Source organism: Paraburkholderia phytofirmans (genome assembly GCF_046028095.1).
Classification (GTDB): domain Bacteria; phylum Pseudomonadota; class Gammaproteobacteria; order Burkholderiales; family Burkholderiaceae; genus Paraburkholderia; species Paraburkholderia phytofirmans_A.
The window spans coordinates 651,747-678,555 of sequence record NZ_JAQQDJ010000001.1 but is presented as its reverse complement, the minus strand read 5'-3'; the positions used below and the strand labels follow the sequence as shown (position 1 = coordinate 678,555).

30 protein-coding genes are annotated in these 26,809 nt (G+C 63.1%); 7 read left to right on the top strand and 23 right to left on the bottom strand.

Annotated features, from left to right (window positions below; translation table 11 throughout):
- Positions 1-9 precede the first annotated feature (9 nt).
- The 3 genes from PQR54_RS03130 to PQR54_RS03120 all read right to left on the bottom strand — a co-directional run bounded on the left by PQR54_RS03130 (position 10) and on the right by PQR54_RS03120 (position 2,949).
- Positions 10-1,017 carry an SIS domain-containing protein gene (locus PQR54_RS03130; protein ID WP_408244246.1) on the bottom strand — a complete coding sequence of 336 codons (1,008 nt, stop codon included), beginning with the start codon at positions 1,015-1,017 and terminating at the stop codon, positions 10-12.
- A complete protein-coding gene (nagA, locus tag PQR54_RS03125) occupies positions 1,010-2,113 on the bottom strand; it encodes an N-acetylglucosamine-6-phosphate deacetylase (RefSeq protein ID WP_106302154.1) in 1,104 nt (367 codons plus the stop codon). The genes PQR54_RS03130 and nagA overlap by 8 nt, the downstream gene beginning before the upstream one ends.
- A gap of 101 nt (positions 2,114-2,214) precedes the next feature.
- Positions 2,215-2,949, bottom strand: coding sequence for a GntR family transcriptional regulator (locus tag PQR54_RS03120; RefSeq protein ID WP_012431623.1), 735 nt, complete (start codon positions 2,947-2,949; stop codon positions 2,215-2,217).
- A 371-nt stretch (positions 2,950-3,320) separates the two neighbouring features.
- Here PQR54_RS03120 and PQR54_RS03115 point away from each other — a divergent pair, with 371 nt between their 5' ends.
- Positions 3,321-4,247 carry a bifunctional helix-turn-helix transcriptional regulator/GNAT family N-acetyltransferase gene (locus PQR54_RS03115; RefSeq protein WP_408244025.1) on the top strand — a complete coding sequence of 309 codons (927 nt, stop codon included), beginning with the start codon at positions 3,321-3,323 and terminating at the stop codon, positions 4,245-4,247.
- Positions 4,248-4,259: 12 nt separating this feature from the next.
- On the opposite strand, the gene PQR54_RS03110 is transcribed toward PQR54_RS03115, so the two are convergent.
- Together PQR54_RS03110 and PQR54_RS03105 are read right to left on the bottom strand one after the other, a co-directional pair.
- Positions 4,260-5,072 carry a MetQ/NlpA family ABC transporter substrate-binding protein gene (locus PQR54_RS03110; protein ID WP_408244024.1) on the bottom strand — a complete coding sequence of 271 codons (813 nt, stop codon included), beginning with the start codon at positions 5,070-5,072 and terminating at the stop codon, positions 4,260-4,262.
- Positions 5,073-5,322: 250 nt separating this feature from the next.
- Positions 5,323-7,221: a methyl-accepting chemotaxis protein gene (locus tag PQR54_RS03105; RefSeq protein ID WP_408244023.1), complete on the bottom strand. Its 1,899-nt coding sequence runs from the start codon at positions 7,219-7,221 to the stop codon at positions 5,323-5,325.
- A gap of 258 nt (positions 7,222-7,479) precedes the next feature.
- Between PQR54_RS03105 and PQR54_RS03100 the strand changes: the two genes are divergently transcribed.
- A complete protein-coding gene (locus PQR54_RS03100; protein ID WP_408244022.1) occupies positions 7,480-7,770 on the top strand; it encodes a YciI family protein in 291 nt (96 codons plus the stop codon).
- A 67-nt stretch (positions 7,771-7,837) separates the two neighbouring features.
- Here PQR54_RS03100 and PQR54_RS03095 read toward each other — a convergent pair whose 3' ends face one another.
- The 5 genes from PQR54_RS03095 to PQR54_RS03075 form a co-directional block, all read right to left on the bottom strand.
- Positions 7,838-8,455: an SCO family protein gene (locus PQR54_RS03095; protein ID WP_408244021.1), complete on the bottom strand. Its 618-nt coding sequence runs from the start codon at positions 8,453-8,455 to the stop codon at positions 7,838-7,840.
- Between the two features lie 4 nt (positions 8,456-8,459).
- Positions 8,460-9,365: a heme o synthase gene (gene cyoE / locus PQR54_RS03090; RefSeq protein ID WP_007179448.1), complete on the bottom strand. Its 906-nt coding sequence runs from the start codon at positions 9,363-9,365 to the stop codon at positions 8,460-8,462.
- A 6-nt stretch (positions 9,366-9,371) separates the two neighbouring features.
- Positions 9,372-10,481, bottom strand: a complete 1,110-nt coding sequence (locus PQR54_RS03085; RefSeq protein ID WP_408244020.1) for a COX15/CtaA family protein — start codon at positions 10,479-10,481, stop codon at positions 9,372-9,374.
- A 22-nt stretch (positions 10,482-10,503) separates the two neighbouring features.
- The gene (locus PQR54_RS03080) at positions 10,504-11,166 is read right to left on the bottom strand and encodes an SCO family protein (RefSeq protein WP_408244019.1); all 663 of its coding nucleotides are present in this window, start codon (positions 11,164-11,166) and stop codon (positions 10,504-10,506) included.
- A gap of 67 nt (positions 11,167-11,233) precedes the next feature.
- Positions 11,234-11,950: an SURF1 family protein gene (locus PQR54_RS03075; protein ID WP_408244018.1), complete on the bottom strand. Its 717-nt coding sequence runs from the start codon at positions 11,948-11,950 to the stop codon at positions 11,234-11,236.
- Between the two features lie 111 nt (positions 11,951-12,061).
- Between PQR54_RS03075 and PQR54_RS03070 the strand changes: the two genes are divergently transcribed.
- Positions 12,062-12,271, top strand: coding sequence for a twin transmembrane helix small protein (locus PQR54_RS03070; protein WP_007179452.1), 210 nt, complete (start codon positions 12,062-12,064; stop codon positions 12,269-12,271).
- 182 nt (positions 12,272-12,453) lie between these two features.
- Here the strand turns inward: PQR54_RS03070 and PQR54_RS03065 are convergent, their stop codons facing one another.
- From PQR54_RS03065 to PQR54_RS03030, 8 genes are all read right to left on the bottom strand, one after another.
- Complete coding sequence (locus PQR54_RS03065; RefSeq protein WP_408244017.1) at positions 12,454-13,311, bottom strand: cytochrome c oxidase subunit 3; 858 nt, start codon at positions 13,309-13,311, stop codon at positions 12,454-12,456.
- A gap of 131 nt (positions 13,312-13,442) precedes the next feature.
- Positions 13,443-13,652, bottom strand: coding sequence for a DUF2970 domain-containing protein (locus PQR54_RS03060; protein WP_091796857.1), 210 nt, complete (start codon positions 13,650-13,652; stop codon positions 13,443-13,445).
- A 35-nt stretch (positions 13,653-13,687) separates the two neighbouring features.
- Positions 13,688-14,314: a cytochrome c oxidase assembly protein gene (locus tag PQR54_RS03055; RefSeq protein WP_408244016.1), complete on the bottom strand. Its 627-nt coding sequence runs from the start codon at positions 14,312-14,314 to the stop codon at positions 13,688-13,690.
- Positions 14,315-14,356: 42 nt separating this feature from the next.
- Entirely contained in the window at positions 14,357-14,491 is a 135-nt protein-coding gene (locus PQR54_RS03050) for a cytochrome oxidase small assembly protein (protein ID WP_408244015.1), read from the bottom strand.
- A 114-nt stretch (positions 14,492-14,605) separates the two neighbouring features.
- Positions 14,606-16,219, bottom strand: coding sequence for a cytochrome c oxidase subunit I (gene ctaD, locus PQR54_RS03045; RefSeq protein WP_106282189.1), 1,614 nt, complete (start codon positions 16,217-16,219; stop codon positions 14,606-14,608).
- A gap of 44 nt (positions 16,220-16,263) precedes the next feature.
- Entirely contained in the window at positions 16,264-17,892 is a 1,629-nt protein-coding gene (coxB, locus tag PQR54_RS03040) for a cytochrome c oxidase subunit II (protein ID WP_408244014.1), read from the bottom strand.
- 66 nt (positions 17,893-17,958) lie between these two features.
- Positions 17,959-18,432: a DUF2244 domain-containing protein gene (locus PQR54_RS03035; RefSeq protein ID WP_408244013.1), complete on the bottom strand. Its 474-nt coding sequence runs from the start codon at positions 18,430-18,432 to the stop codon at positions 17,959-17,961.
- Between the two features lie 313 nt (positions 18,433-18,745).
- On the bottom strand, positions 18,746-19,711 hold the full coding sequence (locus tag PQR54_RS03030; RefSeq protein ID WP_408244012.1) for a methyltransferase domain-containing protein: 966 nt from the start codon (positions 19,709-19,711) through the stop codon (positions 18,746-18,748).
- A 168-nt stretch (positions 19,712-19,879) separates the two neighbouring features.
- On the opposite strand from PQR54_RS03030, the gene PQR54_RS03025 reads away from it, so the two are divergent.
- Complete coding sequence (locus PQR54_RS03025) at positions 19,880-20,581, top strand: phosphoribosyltransferase family protein (protein ID WP_408244011.1); 702 nt, start codon at positions 19,880-19,882, stop codon at positions 20,579-20,581.
- A gap of 18 nt (positions 20,582-20,599) precedes the next feature.
- Positions 20,600-21,070: a tRNA (uridine(34)/cytosine(34)/5-carboxymethylaminomethyluridine(34)-2'-O)-methyltransferase TrmL gene (gene trmL / locus PQR54_RS03020; protein ID WP_408244010.1), complete on the top strand. Its 471-nt coding sequence runs from the start codon at positions 20,600-20,602 to the stop codon at positions 21,068-21,070.
- Here trmL and PQR54_RS03015 read toward each other — a convergent pair.
- The 5 genes from PQR54_RS03015 to PQR54_RS02995 form a co-directional block, all read right to left on the bottom strand.
- Complete coding sequence (locus PQR54_RS03015; protein ID WP_408244009.1) at positions 21,043-21,591, bottom strand: O-acetyl-ADP-ribose deacetylase; 549 nt, start codon at positions 21,589-21,591, stop codon at positions 21,043-21,045. The two genes, trmL and PQR54_RS03015, sit on opposite strands and share 28 nt — an antisense overlap.
- A gap of 97 nt (positions 21,592-21,688) precedes the next feature.
- The gene (locus PQR54_RS03010) at positions 21,689-22,687 is read right to left on the bottom strand and encodes an NAD(P)H-dependent glycerol-3-phosphate dehydrogenase (RefSeq protein WP_408244008.1); all 999 of its coding nucleotides are present in this window, start codon (positions 22,685-22,687) and stop codon (positions 21,689-21,691) included.
- 22 nt (positions 22,688-22,709) lie between these two features.
- Positions 22,710-23,180, bottom strand: coding sequence for a protein-export chaperone SecB (gene secB, locus PQR54_RS03005; RefSeq protein WP_007179465.1), 471 nt, complete (start codon positions 23,178-23,180; stop codon positions 22,710-22,712).
- 148 nt (positions 23,181-23,328) lie between these two features.
- On the bottom strand, positions 23,329-23,592 hold the full coding sequence (grxC, locus tag PQR54_RS03000; RefSeq protein ID WP_007179466.1) for a glutaredoxin 3: 264 nt from the start codon (positions 23,590-23,592) through the stop codon (positions 23,329-23,331).
- A complete protein-coding gene (locus tag PQR54_RS02995; RefSeq protein WP_012431601.1) occupies positions 23,589-24,014 on the bottom strand; it encodes a rhodanese-like domain-containing protein in 426 nt (141 codons plus the stop codon). The genes grxC and PQR54_RS02995 overlap by 4 nt, the downstream gene beginning before the upstream one ends.
- A gap of 138 nt (positions 24,015-24,152) precedes the next feature.
- Here PQR54_RS02995 and gpmA point away from each other — a divergent pair, with 138 nt between their 5' ends.
- Together gpmA and PQR54_RS02985 are read left to right on the top strand one after the other, a co-directional pair.
- Positions 24,153-24,899 carry a 2,3-diphosphoglycerate-dependent phosphoglycerate mutase gene (gene gpmA, locus PQR54_RS02990; protein ID WP_408244007.1) on the top strand — a complete coding sequence of 249 codons (747 nt, stop codon included), beginning with the start codon at positions 24,153-24,155 and terminating at the stop codon, positions 24,897-24,899.
- A gap of 304 nt (positions 24,900-25,203) precedes the next feature.
- Entirely contained in the window at positions 25,204-26,772 is a 1,569-nt protein-coding gene (locus PQR54_RS02985; RefSeq protein WP_408244006.1) for a S41 family peptidase, read from the top strand.
- Positions 26,773-26,809 lie beyond the last annotated feature (37 nt).

Below are 26,809 nucleotides of genomic sequence, written 5' to 3'. Positions count from 1 at the left end.
GATTTCTCGTCAGTGAGTTTCGGTGACTTTGTTGAGATGGCGCGGCGCATCGGGATTGCGCCCGCGCGCGGCGGCAAGGCCGGCGGCCATCACATAAAAGGACAGGATTGCAGCGATCGGATCGAGCGCCGCATGAGCGGTGGTGGCGAGCGGCAGCGTGGCTTCCGGCACGTCGGCGGGCGCCGCGAGCAGAACGCGGGCGCCGCGCGCCTTCATGTCGCGCGCGAGTTGCAGCAAACCGGCCTGTTCGGGTCCGCGCGGTGCGAAGACCAGCAGCGGATAGTCGCGATCGATTAGTTCCATCGGACCGTGACGCACTTCCGCGCTCGAAAACGCTTCGGCCTGAATGCCGGAAGTTTCCTTCAGCTTCAACGCGGCTTCCTGCGCGATGGCGAGACCCAGGCCGCGGCCGATCACGATCATCCGCTCGATGCCGCGCAATTCCTCCACGGCCGCCGACCAGTCGAGCTTGCCGGCAGCACGCAGCGCTTCGGGCAGCGTCTTCAACGCGGCAAGCAGTTCAGCATCTTTCTGCCAATGCGCGACGAGCTGCGCGGAGATCGACAGCATCGCGATATAGCTCTTGGTGGCCGCGACACTGAGTTCGGGACCGGCGACGAGCGGCAACTCGAATTCGCACGCGTCGGCCAAGGGTGAGCCCGACACGTTCACGGCGGCCACCGTCAACGCGCCCGCTTGGCGCAATGCTTCCATCGTGCCGACGAGGTCCGGGCTCTTGCCCGATTGCGAGAACGCCAGCGCGAGCTGATCGCGCACCTGCAGCGGCGCCTGTTGCAGCGTGGCGACCGACATCGGCAGCGAGGCGACCGGCACGCCGAGGCGGCTCATCGTCAGGCTGGCGAAGTAACTCGCCGCGTGATCGGAACTGCCGCGCGCGACCGTCAGCGCGACATGGCGCGGCTGCTGTGCGAGCTTCGCCGCCAATGCCTCGACGCGCGAGGTATCCGAGAGTTGCGCGGCGACCGTTTCAGCGGACGCCAGCGCCTCTTTAAGCATATTCGACAATTGCTTCTCCTTCGACGTAAGTCGCACTCAACGCCAGTTCACGATCGAACACGACCACATCGGCCCATGCACCGCGCGCGATGCGGCCGCGGTCTTCAATGCCCAGGTAGTCGGCGGCGTAGCGCGACAAACGGTTCGATACATCGGCGATCGGCAAGCCGATCGACACAAGATTGCGCAGCGCCTGATCCATGGTCAGCGTGCTGCCGGCGAGTGTGCCGTCGGCGAGACGCACGCCGCCGAGGCACTTCGTCACATGCTGGCTGCCAAGGCGGTATTCGCCGTCGGGCATGCCGGTGGCCGAGGTGCTGTCCGTGACCACATAGAGACGCGGAATCGCGCGCAACGCAGCGCGGATCGCCCCCGGATGGACGTGCAGCAGATCGGGAATGATTTCGGCGAACTCGGCGTGGGCGAGCGCCGCGCCCACGAGGCCGGGATTGCGATGGTGCAGCGGCGACATGGCGTTGAACAGATGCGTGAAGCCGCACGCGCCATGCTTGAGCGCGGCGACGGCGTCGTCGTAAGTGCCGAGCGAATGGCCCAGCTGCACGCGCACGCCGCGCGCCGCCATCTCGGAGATGATCTCCATGTGGCCGGCAATTTCCGGCGCCAGCGTGACCACGCGAATCGGCGCGATGGACAGATACTTCAGCACTTCGTCCATCACCGCCGAGACCGCCGCGTCCGGCTGCGCGCCGAGCTTGCCGGGGTTGATGTACGGCCCTTCCAGATGCACGCCGAGCACGCGCGCGCCGCCGGGCGTGCGGATGCGCGCGTTGTTGCCCAGTTCCGCAACGACGGCCATCAGCTCGTCGCGCGGCGCGGTCATGGTGGTGGCGAGCAGGCTGGTCGTGCCGTAACGCGCATGCGTGCGCGTGATGGTTTCGATCGCGCTGCCGCCTTCCATCACGTCGGAGCCGCCGCCGCCATGCACGTGCAGATCGATGAAGCCGGGCAGGATGTACGGCGCGTCGTTGGTCGACGGATCGACGCGTTCGCCGGTGAGCGCCGTGATGCGGCCGTTTTCGTATTCGAGCGTGCCGTGAATCCACCCATCGGTGGTGAGTATGTTTCCGGTCAGCATGAGTCTCTCTGGTGAGGCGTGATACGGGGCGTCGCTGAACGGCGCTTTTTCTGCGCCGCACCTGAACTTGCTGGCTGCGCGCACGGGCTCAGCCGGTCAGCTCAGGTGCGCAATTCAGCGACAAAGTCGTAGTAGTCGTCGCGGCAATACGTATCGGTAAGTTCGATTGCGCGCTGATCGGCGCTATAGCCGATACGGGTAATGACCAGCAGCGCCGAGCGCGGTTCGATATCCATCAACGAAGCGATCTCGCTCGAAGCGTTGACCGCGCGGAAGTGCTGCAACGCGCGCACGACTGCGGCGCCGCGTTGTTCGAGATAGCTGTAAAGCGAATCGCCGACGGCATGCGGGTCGGGCACGATCGCCGCCGGCAACGCCGAATGCTCGACCGCCATGACGATGCCGTCGGCGCGCCGCAGGCGCCGCAGACTCGTCACCGCCGCGCCGGGCGACAGGCCGAGGTGCACCAGTTCGTCACGGTTGGCGGCGCGGATATCGCGCTCGAGCCACACCGAGTCCGGCCGGAAACCGCGCTGCTGCATCTTCTTCGTGAAACCGGTGAGCCGCGACAGCGGGTCTTCGACGCGCGGCGTGATGAAGCTGCCCGCGCCGCGCGCGCGCCTGATCAAACCTTGCTCGACCAGCAGCTCGATCGCCTTGCGCGCCGTGATGCGCGACACGCCGATCGCGTCCGAGAGCGTGCGCTCCGAGGGCAGCGCCTCACCCGCCGACCACACGCCGCAGTGGATCGCTGTCGCAAGATTGCGCGCGAGCTGCAAATAGAGCGGCGTGACGTTGCGGGCGTCAGGCATCAGTGCGGACCAGCGAGTTTCCATGGGGCTCTGGCGGCCTTCGCGAAAAGATAGGCCTACGAAAAATGAGAGCCCATTATATAACCAACATAATACCAGTCAACCAACTGGTTCCATGCTGGTATAACCAAGCGCAAAGCCTTGCTGAATAAGACTTTGAAGGGCACGTGGAGGCTTTGCAGAGGGTTTTTTGGAGCCCAGGAATTACCCGTATTGGGCTTCGGGATGCCTTCCAGCCGGCTCAAACGGAGTTTCAATGCGCTGACAACCAGGCGGCGATCGATACCTTTTTAATACCAGTGCCGATCAGGCCTTTACCGGCGTGGCTTTTGTAAAGGGGTGCGTTCCAATATAGTGCTGAGTAGCAAGCTATAAAAATCCCCTGGGAGCAGCATTTGACTGATTCCGAGACGCTGCGGCGTGCTCAGGCCGTCCGCCATTTCAACCGCTTCTATACCCGCCACATTGGCGCGCTGCACGAGCACCTGGCAAAGAGCGCGTTCTCACTGACAGAGGTGCGCGTACTGCACGAGCTCTCTCGTGAACGCGCGCAAACGGCCTCGGTGCTCGGGCGTTCCCTCGGTCTCGACAGCGGTTATCTCAGCCGTCTGCTGACGAGCTTCGAACGACGCGACCTGATCACGCGCCGCCCGTCCGAGACGGACGCGCGCCAGTCGCTGATCGCGCTCACGGACAGCGGCCACGCCGCGTACGCTCCGCTCGATAGCGCGGCGATCGAAGAAGTGTCGCTCCTGCTTTCCGGCCTCACGGCCCTCTCGCAGGATCAGCTGATCGCCGCGATGAAGCTCATCGAGCGGCTGCTCGGCGACAAACCCAGGCACGAACTCGTGGTGCTCCGTCAGCCGCGCGCTGGTGAATGCGGCTGGCTCGTGCATCGGCAGGCGCAATGGTTCGCCGCGCAATACGACTGGGATCCGACGTTCGAGGGATTGCTGGCGCGGGTGGTCGCCGATTACACGCAACGCAACGATCCGGTGCGGGAGATGTGCTGGGTCGCCGATCAGCAAGGGATGGTGGTCGGCTCGGTGTGCATCGTTGGCGTATCGACGACGGTGGCGGGGGTGCGACTGCTGTGGGTCGAGCCGGATGTGCAACGGCTGGGCATCGGCACGCAGTTGCTGAGCGAAAGCGTGCGTTTCGCGAAGCGTGCGGGCTATACGAAGCTCACACTGACGACGGCCGCGTCGCTCGAACAACCGCGGCGCCTGTGCCAGCGCGCCGGGTTCAGGCTTGCCGGCACGGCGGCTGAGCGCCGTTTCGGCAAGGACCTGACGGTCGAGCGATGGGAATTAGGCTTGTAGAAACGCCGCTGCTTAGAACGACGGCACCACCGAACCCTTGAACTGCGTCTTGATGAACTGGCGCACGTCTTCCGACTGGTAAGCGGCAACCAGCTTCTTGACCCACGGCTTGTCCTTGTCTTGCGTGCGCACGGCGATCAGGTTTGCGTACGGGCTATGCACGTCTTCGAGCGCGATCGCATCTTTGGTCGGCTGCAGGCCGGCGGCCAGCGCGAAGTTCGTGTTGATCGCGGCGGCGTCGACGTCCGACAGCGAGCGCGGCAGTTGCGCGGCGTCGAGTTCGACCAGCTTGATCTTCTTCGGATTGTCCGCGACGTCGAGCGGCGTCGCGTTATTGCCGTTCGTGCCCGCGCCGGACTTCAGCTTGATCACGCCTTGCGTTTGCAGCAACAGCAACGCGCGGTTTTCGTTCGACGGATCGTTCGGCACCGCGACCTTCGCGCCTTGCGGCAGATCCTTCAGCGACTTCAGCTTCTTCGAATAGATGCCGAGCGGCGAGATGTACGTGAGGCCGGCGTTGACGATCTTGTAGCCACGCTGCTTGATCTGGCTGTCGAGGTACGGCTGGTGCTGGAAGCTGTTCGCGTCGAGGTCGCCTGCGTCGAGCGCGGCATTCGGCTGCACGTAGTCGTTGAATTCGACGACCTTCACGTTCAGGCCTTCGCGCTTCGCTACTTTGGTGACGACTTCCCAGATCTGCGCGTCCGGGCCGCCGATCGTGCCGACCTTGATGACTTTGTCGTCGGCGTGCGCGCCGAAGCTGGTGAAAATCGCCGTGGTGGCGACGACTGCCGAGAGGGCTTTGAGGATGTTTCTGCGCTGCATGTGATTCTCGCTTGTTTCTAATCGACGACTTGATCGATGACTTGATTAATGGCGCATCGATTTCTGATCGGTGTCAGATTCGGGTGGAAGCCGGCGGCAACGTGGCTTGTGGTCATGTGCCGCCAACTGGACCTGAAATGGTCTCATAGTCCCGGCGAGATGGGAAATATCACGATCGCATATGGTTATGCGCCTTGAACGGCAGCGGACCGCGTGCACGTGACACGCACGCGGTCGGTGTCGCGGAGAATCAGAAGGTGGTCCAGTCGTCGTCGGGCGGAGTGGCTCGCACTGCTTCGGTCGATGCGCGCGGCGTTTTCATCGCGGCTGGCGTGGCGCTCGTCACATGCGCCGACGATGCCGAGGCTCGTGTCGATGCAGAAGCCGGAGCGGCAGACGCCTTGGCAGGTACCGACAGCTTCGGCTCCGCGCGCGGCGCTGCGGACGCAGCGGAGTGCGATGCCGTGCCGATTTCGCGCTTTGCCGTTGCCGCTGCCGTTGGTATAGCCGCTGACGCTGCGGCTGCTTGCGGCGGCGCCGCCACCGTCGCGGTCACTCTACGCGCCGCAATCGCCGCCGAACCCTGCGCGCCACCTTCAGCGCCATTCACGCGAAACGCGCTCACTGTCTCGCGCAAACGCCCCGCCTGATCCTGCAACGAAGCCGCCGCGGCCGCCGCCTGCTCGACCAGCGCCGCGTTCTGCTGCGTCACTTCGTCCATGTGCGTGACGGCGCGGCCGACCTGGGCAATGCCGCTGCTCTGTTCTTCGGATGCCGCCGCGATCTCGCCCATGATGTCGGTGACACGTTGCACGGCTTGCAGAATCTCGCCCATCGTCGTGCCGGCCTGCTGCACCAGCGTCGAACCGTTGTGCACGCGTTCGACCGACGCGCTGATCAACTGCTTGATCTCCTTGGCCGCCGTTCCCGAGCGCTGCGCGAGGCTGCGCACTTCGCCCGCGACGACCGCGAAACCGCGTCCCTGCTCACCGGCGCGCGCCGCTTCCACAGCTGCGTTCAATGCAAGAATGTTGGTCTGAAACGCAATCCCTTCGATCACGCCGATGATGTCCGCGATCTGCCGCGAGCTATCGTTGATCTCGCCCATCGTGCCGATCACGCGGCTCACCACGTCGTTGCCGCGCGTCGCTATTTCGGACGCGTTATGCGCGAGGCCGCTCGCTTGCCGCGCGTTGTCGGCGTTCTGCTTGACCGTCGCGGTGAGCTCTTCCATGCTCGCGGCGGTTTCCTGCAGCGAAGCCGCCTGCTGCTCGGTCCGCTGCGACAGATCGCCGTTGCCGGCCGCGATCTGCTGCGTCGCCGACGCAATGGATTCCGCCGAGCGACGAATCTCGCCGATGGTCTGCTGCAAGCGGTTCTGCATGTCATGCATAGCCGCCATCATGCTGGTCTTGTCCTGTGGACGAACCTCGACCACTTGCGTCAGATCGCCTTGCGCGATACTTGCCGCGAGTCGCGCCGCCTGGTCGGGCTCGCCGCCGAGGCTCGCGCGCACGTTGCGGATGATCAGCAGCATCGCCAGCGAGATGATCGCGCCGATCACGAGCACCACCGCCAGGTGACCGAGCAGCGTCTCGTAGTACACCGTGTCGATGTCCTTGATGAACACGCCGCTCGTGATGTTCCAGTCCCACGGCGCAAAACGCACCACGTAGCTGATTTTCGGCACGGCCGTTTCGCTGTGCGGCAGGCGTCCGCGATACTCGGCGAAACCGCGGCCGCTTGCCTTGGCCGCGTCGACGATTGCCACGTATAAAAGCTTGCCGTCCGGGTCCTTGAAATCGCCGACTGGCTTGCCGGTCATTTGCGGCAGCGTGGGATGCATCAGCACGACGGGCTTCGAATCCATCACGAACAGGTAGCCGGAATCTCCATAGCGCATGGTCGCGAGACGGGCGAGCGCTTCGCGCTGTGCGTCGGCTTCGCTCAGCTTGCCGCTCTGCGCGAGCGCGTAATAGCCGTTCACGATACCTTGTGCGGCATCGACCAGATTAACCATGCCCGCCTTGCGCTCGGCCAGCATCGTGCTGCGCGTTTCGACCGCGCTCCACAGTCCGACACCCACCAGCCCCAGCCAGACGAGCGCGAGCGACAGCCATAGTTTGCGATTCAAACTCATCCTGCTCATTGTTGTGGTCTCTCTCGTGTGATTCGTGTTCCGTTCGCAGTCGCAAGAACGCGATTGCTATCGCGCGCAAACGATTGCTATCGATATAACGGCATGACAAACGGGCAACTTGAGAGACGCAGCGGGAGGCCGGCAGGCGCGCCGCGTGGCATGCGTGCGGATTGAATGCGCACATCGAATCGGTCTCTGCACGATAATTCGAAGCTGCGGCCGCATGACTCGATGCGGCTCATTCCCTTGCTCGAGAGAACAACGCCCATGTATGTCATCGACCTTATCTACACCGCACCGCTCGACCGCGTCGACGACGCGCTGGAAGCGCACCGCACGTTTCTGACGCAACAGTTCGAGGCGGGCGTGTTCGTCGCGGCCGGACCGAAAGTGCCGCGCGACGGCGGCATCATTCTGGCGGTGCGCATCGAACGCAATAAGCTGGATGAGATTCTCGCCAGCGACCCGTTCGCGCAGCAGAAGCTCGCGCGTTACGAGGTGACGGAATTCAAGGCGACGAGGCTCGCGCCGGGATTGAATCTGCCGATTCCTGCTTGAGCGTTGGAAAGAGATGAGATGTGAAAACGGACGCGTGATACGACACGCGCCCTTGCGGATGAGCGTGTCAGTCGAGCAGCAGCTTGATGTCGTGCACCCACGGCGTTGCGCCCTGGCCGTCACGCGCGAATAGACGCAGCTTGCCGTCCGTATCGAACACATAGCTCGCTGCCGTGTGGTCCATCGTGTAGCTGTCAGGCGTCTTGCCCGGCACCTTCGCGTAGTAGACGCGGAAGTCCTTCGTGATCTTGGTGAGTTGCGCCTGATCGGCCGGGCGCAAGCCGACGAACGTCGGGTTGAACGCCGGCACGTATTGCGCGAGCAGAGCCGGGGTGTCGCGGTCCGGATCGACGGTGACGAACAACACCTGCACGCGCTTCGCGTCTTCCGGGCCGAGTTGCTGCAACGCTTGCGAGAGCTCGGCCATGGTGGTCGGACAAACATCCGGGCAATGTGTGTAGCCGAAGAACAGCACCACCACCTTGCCTTTGTAGTCCGCCAGAGTGCGGACATGGCCGGCCGTGTCGGGTAGCGAGAAGTCGCTGCCGAACTGGGTATTGCCGGTGATATCGAGATTCTGAAACGCCGGCGGCTGCTTGCCGCAGCCTGCCATCAGCAACGCGCCACCGAGCGCGCAAGCGATCACAGCAGCACGCGCCGTGCGCGCGAAGCGGTTATTGAGCATGGTATTACGCGCCGATCAGGACGCGCGCATAGTGGTCGATCAGCAGCGCGGCGAACAGCAGCGAGAGATAGACGATCGAATAACGGAAGGTCTTGCGCGCCAGATCGTCCGAGTACTCGCGATAGATCTTCCACGCATAGGCAAGAAACACGGCACCCAGCAGCACGGCAGCCGCGAGATACACCACGCCGCTCATGCCGGAGATGAAGGGCATCATGGTGACCGCGAACAGGATCACCGTGTACAGCAGAATATGCAGGCGCGTGTACTTCTCGCCGTGCGTGTTCGGCAGCATCGGCAGGCCGGCGTTTTCGTAGTCTTTGCGGCGATACAGCGCGAGCGCCCAGAAATGCGGCGGCGTCCACACGAAGATGATCAGCACCAGGATCCAGGCGTCGCCCGGCACGTGGCCGGTGACCGCGGCCCAGCCGAGCGCCGGCGGCATGGCGCCCGAGGCGCCGCCGATCACGATGTTCTGCGGCGTGGCAGGCTTGAGCAGCAGCGTATAGATGACGGCATAGCCCACGAACGTGGCGAGCGTGAGCCACATGGTGAGCGGATTGGCGAACGTATACAGCGTCCACATGCCGAGGCCGCCGAGCACGGCCGAAAACAGCAGAATCTGCGCGGTGGTGATTTCACCGCGCGCGGACGGCCGCCACGAAGTGCGGCGCATCTTGGCGTCGATTTTCTGCTCGACGAGGCAATTGATGGCGAATGCCGCGCCGGCCAGCAACCAGATGCCGACGGTGCCGCCGATCAACGGAGTCCAGGGCACCATGCCAGGCGTCGACAGGAACATGCCGATGACGGCGCAGAACACGGCGAGTTGCGTGACGCGCGGCTTCGTCAGGGCGATGTACTGGGAGACCCGGCTACCGGGCGTTTGGGAGAGTGTTGTGCTGTCCATGTGGAGTCACGCTGGCGCGGCATCGCGCGCAGGGAGCACGGCGCGGCCGGGACGGCTATAAGCGATCCGAAAGTTTAACATAACGAGCAGAAGCAGCAGGATCGCGGCCCCACCGTTATGCGCGACCGCAATGGGCAACGGCCATTGCAGAACGATGTTCGACAGCCCGGTGATGAACTGGATCAGCACCACCAGCAGCACGCCGTTCGCGGGGCGCCGCAGCGACTCGAAGCGGCGCAGTTTCAGCGCGAACCACACCAGATAAGCGACCACGACGATGGCGAACGTGCGGTGTGTCCAGTGGATCGCTACCAGCGCATCCTGCGTGATCATGTCGCCGTCGCCGGTCATGCCCAACGCGCGCCACAAATGGAAGCCATGCGTGAAGTCCATCGGCGGGACCCATTGGCCGTTGCAGGTCGGGAAATCCGTGCAGGCGAGCACCGCGTAGTTCGTGCTGACCCAGCCGCCCAATGCGATCTGCGCGATCAGCAGCAGCAGACCCGCGATCGCCGCCGTGCGCCAGCGCGCGGCCTCAGGCTCGTAAGCGGGCAACGGCGTTTGCCGCGCGGCCAGCCAGCCGAGCGTGCCCAACAACGCGAGGCCGAGCAGCAAGTGCGTGGTCACGATGATCGGTTGCAGTTTCATCGTCACCGTCCAGGCGCCGAACGCGCCTTGCACCAGGATCAGCAGCAACAGCGAGGTCGGCCACCACGGCGAAACATGCAGCGGACGCCGCTTGATGCGCGCCGTCCACGCGATCACGGTCTGCGCGATGATCAGCACGCCGATCGCCATCGCGAAGTAACGGTGGATCATTTCGATCCAGGCCTTGGTCATGCTGACCGGTCCGGTGGGCATCGCCTGATGCGCGGCCGTGATCGCCGCATGCGCGATGAACGGCGACGAGGTGCCGTAACAACCCGGCCAGTCCGGACAGCCCAGCCCAGAATCGGTGAGCCGCGTGAAGCCGCCGAACATCACCAGATCGAGCGTGAGGAAGGTGGTGAGCCAGACCAGCTTGCGGAATTTGTTGTCGTCGGCCTTGACCCATACGTAGGACAGCGGCAACAACGCGATACACAAGCCGATCAGGGCCAGTTGCAGTACGAACATCTCTCTTACCTATGTTGCGGCATCAGCCGATGCGCGACCATTTGAGCAGCTTGGTCAGGTCGCCTTTGATCTTGCCGGGATTCGGATCTTTCGGGAAACGCATCATCAGATTGCCGTTCGGATCGACCAGGTAGATGTGGTCGGTGACTTTAGTGCCGTTGTCCGTGGGCAGCCATGCGGACACCTGCGCCGGATCGGCGATCATCATGTCGGTGTCGGGGTAGGCCTTTTGTATCACGTCAGCCACGTTGCCTGCATCGGTGCGCAGCCACACTTCCACGACGCGCTCGCGTTCCGGGCCCTGTGCCGCGCGGATTTGTCGCATGAAGTAGAGCTTGGTAACGCACGCTTTGTCGCACGCGCTGTTGTCGACCGAGATCATCAGCCAGTGGCCGCGCAGCGTGGCGAACTTGACGGGCTTGCCGTCCTCGCCGGTGACTGTCAGCGCATCGGGGATCGGGCGTTGCGGCTCGACCAGCGTGCCGTAGCTTGCGGTGCCGCCGGTCGGCTTGATCACGTAGTACATGAAATACGACACTGCTATCGGCGCGCCGCAGATGATCGCCACCAGCAGCAGCATCCAGCGGCCGCGTTGCCACGAGCCTTTGCCGTTGGGTTGGCCGGGCATGGCGCGGGGTGCTGCAGGTTTGCCGGCTTGCGGCGAACGGGGAGATTGCGTCGACACTACGGACCTCTTTCAATGATTGCGCTGCTCGTGGCCTGAAGGTGGGTCACAAGCAGCATGTGCTGCATTACACGCCCGGCGCGTGCTCTTTCTTCGCGGCGCGCCGCGCGGCGTACAGACCGAAGACCAGCGCCGCGGCCGCCATGCCCCACCACTGGAACATGTAGCCGTAGTTGCGCTCGACGCCTTCAGTGGGCGCGGGCCAATCGCGCACCAGCTTGTCGCGGTCGTCGCTCAACTGCTGAATCACGAACGATTGCAGCGGCAGGCCGGTTTCCGCGGCGTACGCGGCGACATCCAGATTCTGGCGGATCAGTTGATGCTCGGCCGAGCCGCCCTGCCCCAACTCGTAGGCGCGCGAAGCGTCGGCACGGGCAATGCCTTCGATTTCGATTTCGCCTTGCGGCGTGGTGTACGGCGCGATGGTTTCGCGATTGTTCATATTGCGCGGCAACCAGCCGCGATTGACCAGTACGTAGCCGCCGTCGGCCAGTTTAAAAGGCATCACGACGTAAAAGCCCGGCTGGTCGTTATACGGACGATTATCGAGGTAGACGACCTTGTCCGCGACGAAACTGCCACGCGCCTTCACGCGATGAAACTCGATGTCTTTCAACTGAACCGGCGCGCCGCTCACCGGCTGCGCGGGCGCGTTCTCGAACTGCGTGATTTGCGCTTCGAGCGCTTCCTTCTGATGCGCGCGGTCGCGCTGCCAGAAACCCAGCCGCACTGTCACCACGATCACCAGCAGGATCAGCAGCACGGGAACGAGGCGAAACTTCATCGCGCACGCTCCGATGGCACCTGCGTCGTCACGGGGAACGCACGGCAAACGCAGGCGCGCGGTGCGATAATAAACGTCTTGCCTCTGCGCTTCCTGGTTTCAGCCGGTTCCATGCACATTCTCGTTCCCATCGCCTTCGTCCTGATCATCGCCAGCATGGTGTCGGCGCTGTACTTCATGATGCATGACAAGGGCAAAACCAAGCGGATGGTCTGGTCGCTCGCCACGCGGGTGGGCCTGTCGATTTCGCTGTTCCTGTTCATCCTGTTCGCTCACTGGATGGGCTGGATTCAATCGACCGGTATTCCTTACGGGCGCTGAGCCCGTCGGAAAAATCTCCACGCCGCCAAACAAAACGCCGCCCTGACAGGGTCGAGGGCGGCGCTGCGTAAGTCTTACGTACTGCTGTCTTGCGTTGCTGCTCGTGCGCCGCGCCTCTTAGGATCTGGCGCAAACGGCCTGCACGCATTCCGAGGTTGTCGGTCGGCGCAGGCCAGACTGCGTTACAGCCAGTACACGACGACGTACAGCCCAAGCCACACGACGTCCACAAAGTGCCAATACCAGGCCGCGCCTTCGAACGCGAAGTGATGCTCCGCCGTGAAGTGGCCGCGAATCATACGCGCCAGCACGACTGCCAGCATCGTACCGCCGAGGAACACGTGGAAGCCGTGGAAGCCGGTCAGCAGGAAGAACGTCGAACCATACACGCCCGACGAAAGCGTCAGATTCAGTTCGTTGTACGCGTGGAAATATTCGAAGCCTTGCAGGAACAGGAAGCAGACGCCGAGCACGAGCGTTGCGGCCAGCCAGATGATCGCTTTCTTGCGATGATCTTCACGCAGCGCGTGGTGCGAAACCGTCAGCGTCGCGCCCGAGGAAAGCAGCAGCGCCGTGTTGATGGTCGGCACCGGCCACGGTTGCATCGACTTGAAAGTCGAGACCAGCGCTGCCGGACCGTTGTTCGGCCACACCGCCGAGAAGTCCGGCCAGATCAGCTTGTAATCGAGGCTGCCCAGTTGATGCAGCGCAATTTCGCGCGCATAGAACAGCGCGCCGAAGAACGCACCGAAGAACATCACTTCGGAGAAGATGAACCAGCTCATGCTCCAGCGGTACGACTTGTCGACGTTCTTGCCGTACATGCCGCCTTCCGACTCGGCGATCGCGTCGCCGAACCAGTGCCACAGTGTAAAGAGCAGCCACAACAAACCGGCGACGACGCCAATCGGCGCCCAGTCATGTTCGTTGATCCAGGCCGCAAGCGATCCGAGCATGACCAGCAACCCAGCAGCGGCGCTGATCGGATGCCGCGACGGATGCGGTACGAAATAGTACGGGCTCTCGTTTTGACCGCTCATTCTTGATTCTCCACTTCAGTCCAGTTGTTCCGGAATCTCCGGCTGTATCTTCGGCGGCGCGTCGATACCGCACCGCTTCGCTCTAATTTCTGGGCGCTGCTTCGCCCGATTCTACGCGTGCGTCTGGCGCTTCAACCTACTACGGCGCGCACGATCAGAATCAGCGCCACGATAAAAATGGCCGCGCAGATCAATGCTGCCGCGATCACGTGCAGCGGGTTCAACTGCGTGGCGTCCGCCTCCAGATCGCGACGCTTGCGCACCCCGAAAAACGACCAGAACACCGCACGCATCGACTGACCAAAACTGCTCTTGCGCGGGCTGCCGCCGTTATCGCTCATCTCGTTTCTTCTTCCTTCGCCTGCGGCGCGCGCCTTCAGGCGGGATTGGCTGCCGTGGCTGCCACGCTTTTATCCGTGTTTGCCGTGGGCGCTGCGCTTCCGGCCGTCGCCGCTGCCGGCGTATTCAACTCAAAGAACGTGTACGACAACGTGATCGTTTTCACGTCCTTCGGCAACTTCGGATCGACCACGAACACCACCGGCATCCGCTTCGTCTGATTCGCCGTCAAAGTTTGCTGCGTAAAGCAAAAACACTCGATCTTCTTGAAGTACTCGGTGGCCTGTTTCGGCGCGTAGCTCGGAATGGCTTGCGCCTGAATCGTGCGCGCCTGTTCGTTGCTCACCTCGTACATCACCGTCGTCACTTCGCCCGGATGCACGTCGAGACTGCGCTGCTCCGGTTTGAAACCCAGCGGGCCGCGCGCGTTCGCATCGAATTCGATCGAAATCGTGCGGCTCATGTCGACCTGCGTATTCTTCGCCTCGCGCACCGTGGCATCGCGCTGCACGAGGTTGTTGATGCCGGTAATCTGGCAGATCGCGCGGTACATCGGCACCAGCGCGAAACCGAAACCGAACATCATCAACGCGACGATGAACAGCTTGATCAGCATCGAACGGTTAAAAGAGCGGTCGGCCTGAGCCGGCGGTTGCGTCGACATCTCAATCCTCAACAAACCTGCACACAGACTCGAATCACCTGTTCAGGAAAACCACTTCTGATGAATGATGACGCTCGCGAAAAAGACCGCGGCGATCACGAACATCACCAAACCGATCCGCCGGTTGCCCGCGCGAATCTGCTCGGGAGTACGTCTTTCTTGAGGATTGCGCGTCATGCTCGACTTTTTGAATACTTTTCGTGACTACGGTTGCCGCCACGACTTTCGTGACCACCGGCTCAGGTAGCGAAATGCTGTGCTACCCGAGCCGGCAATCTCACCGTGCGCCGATTACTCGACGGTCGGCGGGTTTTCGAACGTGTGGAACGGAGCCGGGCTCGGCACGGTCCATTCGAGGCCCGTTGCGCCGTCCCACGGCTTGTCGCCAGCCTTTTCGAGTTCGCCGCCGCCACGGTACGCAGGCAACGCAACCGCGAACAGGAAGTAGACCTGCGCCAGACCGAAGCCGAACGCGCCGATCGAGATGACCTGGTTCCAGTCCGTGAACTGTGCCGGGTAGTCAGCATAACGACGCGGCATACCTGCGAGACCGACGAAGTGCATCGGCAGGAACGCGAGGTTGAAGAAGAACAGCGACGCCCAGAAGTGGATCTTGCCGCGCGTCTCGTTGTACATCCACCCGGTCCACTTCGGCGCCCAGTAGTACCAACCGGAGAACAGGGCGAAGAGCGAGCCCGCCACCAGCACATAGTGGAAGTGCGCGACGACGAAATAGGTACCGTGATACTGGATGTCGAGCGGCGCCATGGCCAGCATCAGACCCGACAGACCACCGAACGTGAACACGATCAGGAAGCCGACCGCGAACAGCATAGGCGTTTCGAAGGAGAGCGAACCGCGCCACATGGTCGCGACCCAGTTGAACACCTTCACGCCCGTCGGCACGGCGATCAGCATCGTGGCGTACATGAAGAACAGCTGGCCCGTGACCGGCATGCCGGTTGCGAACATGTGGTGCGCCCAGACCATGAACGACAGAATCGCGATCGACGACGTTGCGTAGACCATCGAGCTATAGCCGAACAGCGGCTTGCGCGAGAACGCGGGAATCACCTGCGACACGATCCCGAACGCCGGCAAGATCATGATGTACACCTCGGGGTGCCCGAAGAACCAGAAGATATGCTGGTACATGACCGGGTCGCCGCCGCCTGCCGCGTTGAAGAACGACGTGCCGAAGTGGCGGTCGAACAGCACCATGGTGATCGCGCCCGCCAGAACCGGCATCACGGCGATCAGCAGGTACGCGGTAATCAGCCACGTCCAGACGAACATCGGCATCTTCATCAGCGTGAGGCCGGGTGCGCGCATGTTCAGGATCGTCACGACGATGTTGATCCCGCCCATGATCGACGAAGCACCCATCAAGTGGACCGCGAAAATCGCGAAGTCCATGCCCGGGCCCATCTGCGTGGACAGCGGCGCGTAGAGCGTCCAGCCCGCGGCGGTCGCGCCGCCCGGCGAAAAGAACGATCCGACCAGCAGAACAGCCGCCACCGGCAGAAGCCAGAAGCTGAAGTTGTTCATGCGGGCGAAAGCCATGTCCGATGCGCCGATCTGCAGCGGCACCATCCAGTTCGCGAAGCCGACGAAGGCCGGCATGATCGCGCCGAACACCATAATCAGGCCGTGCATGGTGGTCAACTGGTTGAAGAACTCGGGACGCATGATCTGCAGGCCCGGTTCGAACAGTTCGGCACGGATCATCAGCGCCATCACGCCCCCGGAGAGGAACATGGTGAACGAGAAGATCAGGTACAGCGTACCGATGTCCTTGTGATTGGTTGCGAACAGCCAACGGCGCCAGCCATGCGGCGTTTCGTGGGCATGGTCGCCGTGCACGTGTTCGTGGCCTGCGACTACATCGTGTCCGATGCTAGACATGACAATCTCCTAAAGCGAATACTGCGGTGCTGACCATGAACACGTCAGGCAGCCGGGCTGATCTGAACACGCCGGGCTTCTTTCGCGTCGCTGCCGCCCGTGATCGTTTCCGGCTTCTTTAAAATAATGTGGTCTTCGGCAATGCCGGCTGCTTTCAACGCGTCGCGCACGGCTTCGGCGCGGCTCTTCGCGAGCTTCGCGTTGAGGTCGGCGGAACCGGTGGCGTCGGTGAAGCCCGACAGCGTGAATTTCGCGTCCGGATGTGCTTTTGCGTAGGCTGCGGCTGCGTCGACTGCCGCTTTCGCGTCGGCCGGCAGCGTGCTCTTGCCGGTGTCGAAGTAAATGCTGGCCGGCAGTGCCGCCTGCGTTGCCGCGCTGTCCGAACCGGCGGCCGACGCTGTTGCCGCTTCCGCGCCCGAGGCGCCGGATGCCGCCGCCGCACCCGAAGCTGCCGCTGCGCCTGCGTCGGCCAGGTGGTTGCCGCCTTCCGGCAGCTTGCCGTTGCGGGCGTCGGCCACTTGCTTCGGCTGGAGAATGTCGCCGGTGTGGTTGCCCCACGAGTTGCGTTCGTACGTAACCACCGAAGCGATTTCGACGTCGTTCAGCGTAGGCGCCCACGACGGCATCGCATTCTTGCCCTTCAGAACCAGGCTGACGTGTTCGGCGATCGCGCCGTTGGCGATCTTGCTGCCGTCGAGCGCCGGGAATGCGCCTGCGCCCTTGCCGGTCGGCTGGTGGCAGACCGCGCAGTTCGCTGTATAGACTTTGCCGCCGCGCTCCATCAGCTCGGCCATCGTGTAGGTCTTGTTCGGATCGTCCTGGCCAGCGGCCATTTTCTTCTTCTGCGTGTCGACCCACTTCGCGTAGTCGTCGGCGGACAGCACTTCGACCACTACCGGCATGAACGCGTGTTCCTTGCCGCACAGCTCGGTACAGAAGCCGCGGAACGTGCCGACCTTGTCAGCCTTGAACCACGTGTCGCGCACGAAGCCCGGAATCGCGTCCTGCTTCACGCCGAAGGCCGGCACGTACCAGGAGTGCACCACGTCGTTCGCGGTGGTGATGATGCGGATTTTCTTGTCGACCGGGACGACCAGCGGATTGTCGACTTCCTGCAGATACGTGGTGGAAATCGGCTCGCGGCCATCGGTTTGAGCACGCGGCGTAGCCAGCGTGGACAGGAAGTTGATGCCCTCGCCCGGGCCCTTCACGTAGTCGTAGCCCCATTTCCACTGGTAGCCGGTGACCTTGATGGTGACGTCGGCGTTGGTGGTGTCTTTCATCGCGACCACCGTCTTGGTGGCGGGCAGCGCCATCAGCACGACGATGATGAACGGCACGATCGTCCAGATGATTTCGACGGTGGTGCTTTCGTGGAAGTTGGAAGCTTTGTGGCCTTTCGATTTGCGGTGAGCAAAGATCGAATAGAACATCACGCCGAACACGCCGACGAAGATGACCAGGCAAAGAACCAGCATGAACATGTGGAGGCTGAAGAGCTCCTCAGCGATCTTGGTCGCAGGCGGCTGGAGATTGATCTCGTTGACGGCAGGGCCGCCCGGAACATCGCCCACTGCCAGGGCCGCACCGGCGAAAAGCAGTCCGCTCATCGCCAGCACGCCCATGAGGGCTCGCTTGATTGTTTTCATAGCTTCCTTACCCAAATTTTCCATTCAAACCCTCGACCCCGCTGGCAGGTTGCCTCGCGCTCCCCGTGAACGCCGCGCGACTCGACGCTTCTAACAGCGCGTGAGCCACATACGCAGTTCGCCTGCGAACTGCGCGCGCCGATACTGCGCGAGATGTTGCCCGATCATGATCGTCTGCCCGCGCGAGACCAGTTTGATCCGGTCACGCGGTGTTGCGCCCGCCTCGATCCGCACCCAGCGCGGATTGAACTCGAACTGCGTGAACTGCTCGGCACTGACCTGCTCGACGACGAGCCGGTTCTGAAATAACCGGATGCGCTCGTAATCCACAGCATGACGCGCATATATGGCAAACGCGATGCCCACCGCCAGCAATTCGATACCGGTGAACGGCAACACCAGCCAGGCGCCGACCAGAACCAGCATGAAAGCAATTGCCAACGAGAACAACGCAAGCGACACGTAGAAATACACGAACTGCCGCGGCGATATCGAACAGTTGCGTTTCATCGTCCAGTCTTTCAGAACCGGTTCTGAATCCGCCAGCAGATCTGATGCTTCCATCGCTGCCTCCCGCCGATTGTCTCCAATCGCCGCCAGCGGCCAATCTTCGCGACCATTATTCCGGCCGTTCGATCACCGCCGCGCCATCTTATCTTGCTGCCCTGTGCCTCGGGCCTGCCGCCCCAAATGTGGGAACTCCGGGCGACAAACTGACGCATTATAGGCGCGATCCATAGCATCCACAAGCAAGCCTCGATTGGCCCACAAGCCAGGCGTGACAAGCCTCCGCGCCGTTTTGACGCACCTTTTGCGCGTCTTTTGAAGCGGTAATTTCAGACATAACAGATGTCCTCTTTACCGCCTCTGCGATTCCTCACCGATTCCTAGACGAGCCTCTTCCGATGTCCTCGATTCGCACGATGCCATGACCTTCTGCCGTGGTACGCGGCACGGCTTTCCATGCGTGTCCGTAGATCACTTCGAAGGTCAGGGCGATCGTGCCGTCGGCGCGCCGGCGGGCTTCGAGGGCGGCGAGCAAAGCCTTGTGCAGCCGGCGTGCGGCGGCGCCCGACGACGCTTCGCGCTCGAACGGATAGGCGCCCCAGCGACGCACGTCGGCGAGCAGCGACTGCGGCGACTTATAGGTAATGGTGAGGACTTCCTGGTCCATCACGGGAATCTCGAAGCCGCTTTCCACCAGCATGTCGCCGAGATCGTGCATGTCGACGAAGTCGATCACATGCTTGCGCGAGGCGACGCCGTGCGCGGCCTCGACTTCGGCGTAGGCGCCGCGCAATTCCTTGAGCGAGTCAGGACCGAGCGTGCTGAACATCAGCAGGCCGTTGACCTTGAGCACACGCTGCCACTCGGGAAACACGAGATCGGGCCGCGAGTGCCAGTGGAGCGCCAGATTGGACCAGATGAATTCGAAGGCGCCAGCCGCGAACGGCAGCGCCGAAAAGTCGGCTTGCGCGAAGCGCGGACCGCGGGCGCCGAGCGCCTTGCCGAGCGATGCCGGCAGAAAGCGCCGCCAACTCGTGTCGCCGGAATCGTGCTGCAGCGCGCGCGTGAGCATGCCGTGCGACAGGTCGGAGCCGAACACCGGCGCTTCGGGAAAGCGCTCGCGCAGAGCGGGAATGTCTTCGCCCGCACCGCAGCCGGCGTCGAGCACGCTCGCCGGCGTGACCTTGATGAAGTCGAGACGCTCGCGCATACGTTGCGCAATCTCGCGCGGCAGGAACGCGACGTCGTCGAAAGTCGCAGCGCGACGGTCGAAGATCCGCCGGAGGCGCCGGGAATCATAGGCCGGACGGCCTGTTTGAGCGGAAGTTGGGGACATGGGTGTCGTACTGGCGTGGAGCAGGAAGTATACTCGCTCGCTTCTTTCCATTCAGCGTGAAAGGCCTTCGCGGGCGGTCCCACCGTGCCAATCCGACCCATTTCATCATTTTCCGGCGGCAGATTCGCGCGTTTCGCGAGCGGCTTTCGTTCAGCCTGGCCGCGTGTGATGCACGCCGCGCTGCCCAACTTTTGCGCGTTATGCGGCAATTTGTCGCATACGACGCTGTGCGCCGGTTGCGACGCAGCCTACTGGAACGAAAGCCGCTTGCGCTGCACCGTCTGCGCAGTGCCGTTATCCCGTTCGCGATGGGCGGCGCCTGCGCAGTATCGCTGCGCGGATTGCATCGGCGAGCCGCCGCCATTCGACGCGACGTTCGCCCTCGCCGACTACCGGGCGCCGCTCGACACGCTCGCGGTCGGCCTGAAGTTTCGCGCCCGGCTGATGCTCGCGCGCGAGTTCGCACAACGGCTCGCGCGTCTTGCACAGGATTCCTGGCAAGACTGCGCCGAATGGCCGGACGTAATCGCGCCCGTGCCGCTTGCCGGGAAACGTCTCACTGAGCGCGGCTACAACCAGGCCTGGCAGATCGCCAGGCCGCTGGCTCGCGCGCTGAACTTACGCAGCGACGCAACTTTGCTGGATCGCGTGATTCACACCGCGCCGCAGTCGCGGCTCGACCTCGACGCCCGCCGTCTCAATGTGGGCCGCGCTTTCAAGGTCGCCGGGTCTGTCCGAGGCCTGCACGTCGGCATCGTCGACGATGTGATGACTACCGGCGCAACGCTCGAAGCGCTGGCGCGCACGCTGAAGGCGGCCGGTGCGCGGCGGGTCACGAACTTCGTCGCGCTGCGCACACCAAAAAACTAGTCTCCACCTGAGCTCACCATGTTCAATGTCGTCCTCGTCGAACCGGAAATCCCGCCGAACACCGGCAACGTGATCCGCCTATGCGCCAACACCGGCGCACGGCTGCATCTGATCGAGCCGCTCGGCTTTCCGCTCGACGACGCCAAGTTGCGCCGCGCGGGCCTCGACTATCACGAGTACGCGCAAATGAACGTGCATGCCGATTGGGCGGCGTTCATCGCCAAGGAATCGCCGGATCCGGCGCGCATGTTCGCGTTCACCACACGCGGTTCGGGCCGCTTTCACGCGCACGCGTTTCAATCCGGCGACTGGTTCGTGTTCGGCGCCGAAACGCGCGGCCTGCCCGACTCGGTGCTCGACCAGTTCGCCAACGAACAACGCGTGCGCCTGCCCATGCGGCCGGGCAACCGCAGCCTCAATCTGTCGAATACCGTTGCGATCGTGGTGTTTGAAGCGTGGCGTCAGACCGGTTTCGAAGGCGGCGCCTGACGGCGTCTCAATTCGGCTGCATAGCGCGCGAACATGGCGTCGTCGAAACATGCGAACAGCACCTGTTCGATTTGCGGCGTGCGCGGCAACGTGTCGAGCACCGTGCCGACCGCGATTCGCACAGCCTGATCAGCGGGAAAACGGTAGATGCCGCAACTGATCGCGGGAAACGCAATGCTCTTGCACTGCGCCTCGCGCGCCACCTCGAGCGAGCGCTGATAGCAGGAGGCCAGCAGGTCGGCCTCGCCATGCGTCCCGCCTCGCCAGACCGGGCCGACTGCGTGAATCACGTGTTTGGCCGGCAAACGACAGCCGGCGGTCAGCTTCGCGTCGCCGGTCGCGCAACCGCCGAGCGTCTCGCACTCGCGCACCAACTCCTTGCCGGCCGCGCGATGAATCGCGCCGTCCACGCCGCCTCCGCCCAATAACGAGGTATTCGCGGCGTTGACGATCGCATCCACGGCGAGCGTGGTGATGTCGACCACGCGTGCTTCCAGCGTGCAACGATTGAATCTGAGCATGGGAACCTCACTGATCCGAAGCGTCGATAAAACGTGGACAGCGAGAGTGGGCAGCCGTTCAGCGCTTTTTGCGCGCTAAACGGCTGAAAGACAAGGCTTATTCAGCTTTGGAGTCGCGCCGCAGCAGGGCGCTGACGGCGTCGCGCGGCGCCACGCCGTCGAATAGCACGGCGCAGACCGCCTGTGTGATCGGCATCTCGATGGCATGCGCGCGAGCGATTGCGAGCACGGCTTGCGCGCAACGCACGCCTTCGGCAACGTGACCGAGGGCGCCGAGAATATCGTCGAGCGTGCGGCCCGCGGCGAGTTGCACGCCCACCGTGCGGTTGCGCGACAGATCGCCGGTTGCGGTCAGGATCAGATCGCCCAAGCCGGTCAAACCGGTGAACGTTTCCGCCCGTCCGCCAAGCGTCACGCCGAGGCGCGACATTTCGGCGAGACCGCGCGTGATTAGCGCCGCGCGTGCGTTGAGACCGAGGCCGAGGCCGTCGGCGATGCCCGTTGCGATGGCCAGCACGTTTTTCACCGCACCACCCACTTCCACGCCGACGACGTCGTCGCCGGTATAGATGCGCATGGCGCCGTGGTGAAACGCGGCGACCGTGCGCGCCCGGCACGCCGCCGACCCGCTCGCGATCGTCAACGCAACCGGCAGCCCCTGCCCGACTTCGCGCGCGAAGCTCGGACCCGAGAGCACACCGTTGCTCTTGTGTTCCGGCAGTTCGGCCGCGACCACCTGATGCGGCATCAACTGCGAATCGGCTTCGAAACCTTTGCACAACCACACCACATGCGCCGGCACTTTGCCCGCGTCGCGCATCGCCTGAAACAGACCGCGCAGTCCGGCCACGGGCGTCGCCACGACGCATAACGCGGCGTCGGCGAGCGCGTGGTCGAGCGCTGCGGCGAGATCGGCTTCGTAGCGAAGCGAAGGCGGTAAAGCAACGCCCGCCAGATAGCGGGCGTTTTCGTGCGAAGCGGAGAGATCGGCAACGAGCGCGGGCTGGCGCGCCCACAACACCGTGTCGTGCTTGACGGCCAGATGGCCGGCGAGGGCTGTGCCCCATGCGCCGGCGCCAAGGACAGCAACCTTCATAGCCGGCACTGCCTGCGGCACTTTAGTGCGTGACGCCGTTCTGCGCCGCGCCGTCCTGGCCACCCATCTGCGCGAGACGTTGCTCGTACAGCGCCTGGAAGTTGATCTCGGCGAGGTGGATCGGCGGGAAACCAGCGCGGGTGATCGCGTCGGCGATGTTCGAGCGCAGGTACGGGAACAGGATGGTCGGGCAGGCAATGCCGACCAGCGGGTCGATCTGCTCAGCCGGAATGTTGCGGATGTCGAAAATGCCGGCTTGCTTGGCTTCGATCAGGAACGCCACCTTGTCCGACACCTTGGCCGTGACCGTGCCCGTAACGAGGATTTCGAACACCGTGTCGGCGAGGCGCTCGGCCTTCACGTCGACTTCGACTTCGACCGAGGGCATTTCCTGCTCGAGGAAGATGCCCGGCGAATTCGGCTGCTCGAGCGACATGTCCTTCAAATAGATGCGCTGGATGTTGAAGAACGGCTGGTTATTCTCGTCGGACATGATGAAGTGATTCCCTGATAGGTATGCATGGCGGCGGCCCATGCAAGCATGGGCCGCCAGATCGTTGCGGCGCGCCGCCCGCCCTGATGGGGCGAGGCCGCGCCGGCTTATGGTTCACCCGCCTTCATGCGCCCGCGGGCGCGCGAATTCAGGCGGTTGCTTCGAGCAGCGGCATCAGACCGCCCGCGCGATCGAGCGCGGAGAGGTCGTCGTACCCGCCTACATGCGTCTCGCCGATGAACACTTGCGGCACCGTGCGGCGACCGGTGCGGGTCATCATTTCCTCACGGCGGGCCGGGTCTTTGTCGATCAGTACCTTTTCAACGTGCTCGACGCCGCGCGACTTTAAAAGACGTTCGGCCATCTGGCAATACGGGCACACCTGGGTGCTGTACATGATCACTTTGTTCACTTGGCTGCTCCTTGTTTCACAACCGGCATACCGGCTTTCTGCCAGGCGTCGACACCGCCTTCGAGAACATGGACTTCCGCGTAGCCTGCATCCTGCACGATACGCGCTGCCTTGTTCGACTGCTGGCCGGTCTGGCATACCAGCAGCACCGGGTTGCTCTTGTTCTTCACGAGTTGCGCGACCTTCGCCTGCAACTCTGCAAATTCAAGGTGCCGTGCCGCGGGCAAATGCCCTTTGGCGTAGTCGGCGGACGGACGCAGATCGATGACCGCCGCATTGCGCCGGTTGATCAGTTGCGTGGCTTCAGCGGCCGACAGGCCGCCACGGCCGCGCCGGCTGATCGTCGGCCACAGCAGCAACCCACCGGAGATGAGGACGATCGCGATCAGTACAAGGTTTGTGTAATCAGTGAAAAACTTCACGGAAAATCCGCCGAAAAAGAGAGAAATCGAAAAGGGCAATCCAGCCATTATAAAATAACCGTCTGACGCGATGGCGGCGCTCCTTCAGAGGACCCCGCGCAGCGCTTTACCGCTTCCTCACTACCGACCGGCAATCTCATGTACAAACTCGTTCTCATCCGCCACGGCGAATCGACGTGGAACAAGGAAAACCGCTTCACGGGCTGGGTCGACGTCGACCTCACCGAGCAGGGCAACAACGAAGCCCAGCAAGCCGGCGTGCTGCTGAAGGAATCGGGCTACACGTTCGACATCGCCTACACGTCGGTGCTCAAGCGCGCAATCCGCACCTTGTGGCACGTGCAGGACAAGATGGATCTGATGTACCTGCCGGTGGTGCATTCATGGCGTCTGAACGAACGCCACTACGGCGCGCTGTCGGGTCTGAACAAAGCGGAAACGGCCGCCAAGTTCGGCGATGAGCAAGTGCTGGTCTGGCGCCGCAGCTACGACACGCCGCCGCCGGCGCTGGAGCCGACGGACGAACGCGCGCCCTATAACGATCCGCGTTACGCCAAGGTGCCGCGCGAGCAACTGCCGCTCACCGAATGCCTGAAAGACACGGTCGCGCGCGTTCTGCCCCTGTGGAACGAGTCGATTGCGCCGGCCATCAAGTCGGGCCGCAAGGTCGTGATCGCCGCCCACGGCAACTCGATCCGCGCGCTGGTGAAGTACCTCGACAATATTTCGGACGACGACATCGTCGGCCTGAATATTCCGAACGGCGTGCCGCTCGTCTATGAACTCGACGAAGACCTCAAGCCCATCAAGCACTACTATCTGGGCGACCAGGAAGCGATTGCCAAGGCGCAGGCCGCTGTTGCCAAGCAAGGCAAGGCTGGCTGATCTGCCATCTTGCCGCCATGCTGCCGTCAGAAATGCGGCGCCATGGCGGCCAACGGGCCGCGCCAACCGGCAAGACGTACCGGTCAGCGCGACTCGCTTCATTCGAGCGCGCCGTTCTGGCCGCCATCCAGCCGTTACGGCACATTACTTCGTCGTTGTGCGCGCAATCCAACGAACCAGGCCCGGCGCCTGCTGTCGAATCACGATTGCCTGCGCCGCGCCCTGACTTGGCGGGTGTGCAGTTATACTTGTCCGTCCCCATCTCTATCGACGCTGCCACGCGCTTCCGACCGCAACAGACTCTATGCGAAAGAACCTGAAAAATATCGGCCTGATTGCCGCGGGCCTTGCTACCGGCGTATTTGCCACCCTGCAACTCTCGGCTTCAGCCCAGCAACCCGCCAGCGCAGCGTCGAACGCTGTGGCTCCGCTGCCGCTGGACCAGCTCAGGCTCTTTGCCGAAGTCTTCGGGCAAATCAAGCACGAATACGTCGAACCGGTCGACGATAAAAAGCTTCTCACCGCCGCCATCAAGGGCATGGTGTCGAGCCTCGACCCGCACTCGTCGTATCTCGACAAGACCGATTACGAGGAACTGCAGGAGCAGACCAAGGGTCGCTTCGCCGGCCTCGGCATCGAAATTTCTTCTGAAGACGGCCTGATCAAGGTGATTTCGCCGATCGAAGATACGCCCGCGTTTCGCGCCGGCATTCGTCCGGGCGACCTGATCACGCGTATCAACGACAAACCCGTGCGCGGCATGACGCTCGACCAGGCGGTCAAGCAGATGCGCGGCGACCCGGGCACCAAGGTCACGCTCACCATCTTCCGCAAGACCGACGACCGCACGTTCCCGCTCACCGTGACGCGCGCGATCATCAAGGTCCAGTCGGTCAAGATGAAGATCCTCGCGCCGGGCTACGCCTATGTGCGGATCACCAGCTTCCAGGAACGCACCACGCCCGATCTCGCAGCCAAGCTGCAAGACATCGCGCGTCAGCAGCCGAATCTGAAGGGCCTCGTACTCGACCTGCGCAACAACGGCGGCGGTCTGCTGCAAAGCGCGGTCGGCGTGGCCGGCGCGTTCCTGCCGCCGAATTCGGTTGTGGTGTCCACCAACGGCCAGATTCCGGATTCGAAACAGGTCTATCGCGACACCTACGACAACTACCGCCTGCAATCCTTCGACAGCGATCCGCTGAAAGACGAAGCGCCTATCTTCAAGACCGTGCCGATGATCGTGCTGACCAACGCATACTCCGCGTCGGCATCGGAAATCGTCGCGGGCGCGCTGCAGGATCAGCACCGTGCGCTGATCGTCGGCAAGACCACCTTCGGCAAGGGTTCGGTGCAGACCGTGCGTCCCATGACGGCCGAAACCGCGCTGCGTCTGACCACGGCGTACTACTACACGCCGAGCGGCCGGTCGATCCAGAACAAGGGCATCCGTCCTGACGTCGCGGTCGATCAATACGCGGAAGGCGATCCGGACGACGCACTCGTCACCCGCGAAGTCGACTACACGAATCACCTTGCGAACACGCAGGACCCGAACGAGAAGAAGGAAGCGGAACAGCGCGAACAGGAACGCATGGACCAGTTGCGTCAGCTTGAAGAGCAGAACGATAAGAAGACGCCGGAACAGCGTCAGAAGGATCGTGAGCGCAAGCCGGTGGAATTCGGTTCGGCCGACGACTTCATGCTGCAACAGGCTCTGAACAAGCTGGAAGGCAAGCCGGTGCAGGAGTCGAAGTCGCTGACCGAGCGCCGTCTCGCGCAAAACAAGCCGGCCGCGTCGGCGTCCGCGCCGGTCGCGGTGAAGCCGACGCAACCGGTGCCGGGCGCATCGGCGCCTGCTTCGCAAAGCAAGTAAGCAGCAAGCCTCACGTGTCTTCGCAGCGGAACATGCC